The 3,178-nt window shown below is 66.7% G+C and carries 3 protein-coding genes; 2 read left to right on the top strand and 1 reads right to left on the bottom strand.

Translation table 11 applies throughout. The features are described 5' to 3' along the window. The coding region (locus AC5JJ6_RS05875) for a Mu transposase domain-containing protein (RefSeq protein WP_496041146.1) at nt 1-927 on the top strand (927 nt) is incomplete at its 5' end. A 17-nt stretch (nt 928-944) separates the two neighbouring features. Then, nucleotides 945-1,592 (top strand): ATP-binding protein, encoded by a 648-nt coding sequence (locus AC5JJ6_RS05870; RefSeq protein ID WP_496041145.1) that lies wholly within the window; start codon nt 945-947, stop codon nt 1,590-1,592. Here AC5JJ6_RS05870 and AC5JJ6_RS05865 read toward each other — a convergent pair. Further along, on the bottom strand, nt 1,587-3,178 hold a 1,592-nt coding region (locus AC5JJ6_RS05865), incomplete at its 5' end, for a recombinase family protein (RefSeq protein WP_496041144.1). The two genes, AC5JJ6_RS05870 and AC5JJ6_RS05865, sit on opposite strands and share 6 nt — an antisense overlap.

Below are 3,178 nucleotides of genomic sequence, written 5' to 3'. Positions count from 1 at the left end.
GTCGTGCCCAAGCTGGTGCCCGACAATCTCAAGACCGGCATCACCCATGCCAGCTTCTACGATCCGGTGGTCAACCGCTCCTATCATGAGTTGGCGCGCCATTACGGCACCGGCGTTGTTCCAGCGCGGGTGCGACGTCCAAAAGACAAGGCCGCCGCCGAAAAGGGCGTCCAGATTGTTGAGACCAGGGTGCTGGCGGCACTGCGCAACCGCGTGTTCTTCACGCTGGACGAAGCCAACGCGGCGATCCGGGAGCTGGTCGCCGCGGTCAACGCGCGGCCGCTGACGACCAACAGGACGCTGACCCGGCGCAGGCTGTTCGAGGAGCAGGAGAAGCCGCTCCTGATGCCGCTGCCGGCGGAGCCCTTCGTGATCGGCCGCTGGTTCCGTTACAAACTGGCGCCCGATTACCACGTCAGCATCGAGGGCGTGGCCTACTCGGTGCCTTACCGGCTGATCGGCCGGCACGTCGATGTGTTCTGCACGGTCAGTCTGGTCAGCATCTTCCACAAGGGCCAGCGGGTTGCGGCCCATGCCCGCCAGGATGCCGAACCGGGGCGGGCGACGGTGACGCTCGACGAGCATCGGCCGCCCAATCACTGCGCCGCGGTGCTGCTGACGCCGAAGGCAGTCCGGGCCGAGGCCGCCGGTCTCGGCGGCGCGCTCGGGCTGCTGGCCGACAGGATCTTCGCCGATGCCGATCATCCCGACCAGGCCGCACGTCAGGTTGCCGGCCTGCTGCGACTGGGTCGGCTGCACGGCACCGTGGCTCTGCAGGCCGCCGCAACGGCGGCAATGAGCGCCAACGTGCGCTCATACCGCTTCGTCCAGCACCTGCTGGCCAGGGGCCGGATCGAGGCCGTGGAGGATGCCGCCGGCGGCCTTGGTGCCCATGCCAACCTGCGCGGCCCGGCCTACTACCACTGACTGCCCGGAGAAAAATCATGCATCACGCCAATCTGGAGAAACTAAAGTCCCTGCGTCTGTTCGGCATGGTCCGGGCACTGCAGGAGTTGACAGGACTGGACGACCGGGGCCGGCTCGACTTCGATGATCAGCTCGCCCTGCTGATCGAGCGGGAAACGGCCGACCGCACCAATGCCGCTCTGGAGATGCGGCTCAAGCGCGCTCACCTGCGGCAGGCGGCCTGCTTCGAGAACCTGGATCTGAAGGCGACCCGCGGCCTGGACAAGGGCCTGATCCGCGATCTGTTCACCTGCCGCTGGATAACCGAGCACCGCCACGTGATCCTGAGCGGGGCGACCGGCACCGGCAAGACCTGGATCGCCTGCGCGCTCGGCAATCAGGCGGCACGGGAGGGCTTCAGCGTGCTCTACACCCGGCTGTCGCGCCTGCTGGACGACATCGCGACGGCGCGTCTTGGCTCAGGAGCCGGCGCTCTGATGCGGCGGCTTGCCAGGGTCGATCTCCTGATCCTCGACGACGGGATGATGAGCGAACTGACCGCGACCCAGCGGCGGGATCTGATGGAGATTGTCGATGACCGCCATGACCGCGGCTCGATCATTCTGGCCTCCCAAATCCCGCTATCCAGCTGGCATCAGGCGATCGGGGACCCAACGACTTCATGATGCCTTCCTCCGTGATAGGTTGATCTGTCGTACCAAGGCCCGCAACTCCGGGATCCGCTCCTCGTCGAGTGTGATCTGCCAGGGCATACCCCTGGCAAGTTGATGGCCGGAAAGCCGTCCCCTCTTCAACCATTTGAAGATGGTCTGACCCGTGATTCCGAGTGCCTCGGCCGCTCCCTGGATCGAGTAGGTCCCATCTGGCCAGCGCATCGGATTGGGGGCCATTCCGTTGATCTTGACGGTCGGAATATTCCACCGCTTGCGTAGCAGATAGATGAGCTTATGTTCGAAGACCGTGCCGCGCGGTGTCAGAAAACCCTCGGCATTGAGGATGGCAGCGATGTCGGCGTCCATCCTGCCCGCCGCGTTTAGGGCGCGCACCCGGCTCTCCAGTTCCTCAACCTGGGCATAGTTGTCGTAGGCGTGCACCGTGCGCCGAAAATCATGATCGCTGACGGTTCCGGTCTGCCAGACCAGGCGGACCAGGACGCGACCAGGCGACCGCTTCTGGTCCAGGATGGCTTCCTGGAGGACAAGGCGCACGATGCGTTTGCGATCCGCCGCGGTCGTCGTCGGCGCATGCCAAACGTCATCGACGCTCTCGCCGAGCGCCAGGATCTCGGCCCGGCCGGCGTCGTCCAGCGCCAGCGGCTGTTCCCGGCGCCAGCGTTCGTATTCCTCCTCGACTTGCTCGACGGCACGCAGCCGTTCCTCCCAGCCCCGTTCCAGCGACCGGGCGACCAGCCGGTTCTCTGGTTCGACCGTGTCGTACTGGCGGCGGGCGCGTTCCGCCTCATACCGGGCGCGCTCGCGCTTGAGCGCCCATTGCCGCTCCAGCAGGCGGGCCTCCTCCTCGATCTCGCCCAGGGCGGCGACGGCAAGCGCCACCTGATCGGGCGCCAGCGCCGCCAGGATCAGGCGCTCGACCTCGGCGTCGAGCGGCAGGGCGCGGACTTCCTGGCAGGTTGGATCGCCACGCTGGCTCTTGTCGGCGCAGCAGCGATAGACCGGGTATTCGCCGTGCGGGCCGGAATATCCCAGCGTCATCCGACGTCCGCAGCGTCCGCAGACGGCAATGCCCTGGAGCAGGGCCATGCCCTTGCGCGGCGCGCCCCGGTGATTGGCCTCATAGCGGTTGATGTTGTCCGACAGCCGTTTGCGGTTGGCCATGAACTCCTCCCAACTGATGTAGCCGGGGTGGGCGTCGATCAGACACACCGGCCAATCCTCCGGAGCCCGCGTCACCGTCCCGCTGCGCGGCGACCCGGAGCGCCGGCGACCGGGATCCTGCCAGTGCCGGCCGTAGACGTAGGCTCCAGCATACCCCGGGTTCTTCAGGATGCTGAGCACCCGGCTGCCGTCGGCTGGCCGCCATACCACCACGTGCGGAGCAGGTCCCCGCAACGGCCGCATCGGCAGTTCCAATCCGGCGCGCCGCAGGGATCGCACGACGGCATGGGCGCTCCCCAGGTCATGAAACAGGCGAAAGACCAGATGGAGGCGCGCCTGTACTTCCTCATCGGGATTGAGGATGATCGCACCGCCGCGTTCCTGCGCCAGACCGGCGGGCAAGGCCTGGCGCAACT

Source organism: Skermanella sp. (genome assembly GCF_059503625.1).
The sequence above is the reverse complement of the archived record's forward strand: the minus strand, read 5'-3'. Positions and strand labels throughout refer to the sequence as shown.

Coding starts and splice junctions, on each gene's coding strand:
- AC5JJ6_RS05870 (WP_496041145.1), top strand. CDS start 945: ATGCATCACGCCAATCTGGAGAAACTAAAGTCCCTGCGTCTGTTCGGC.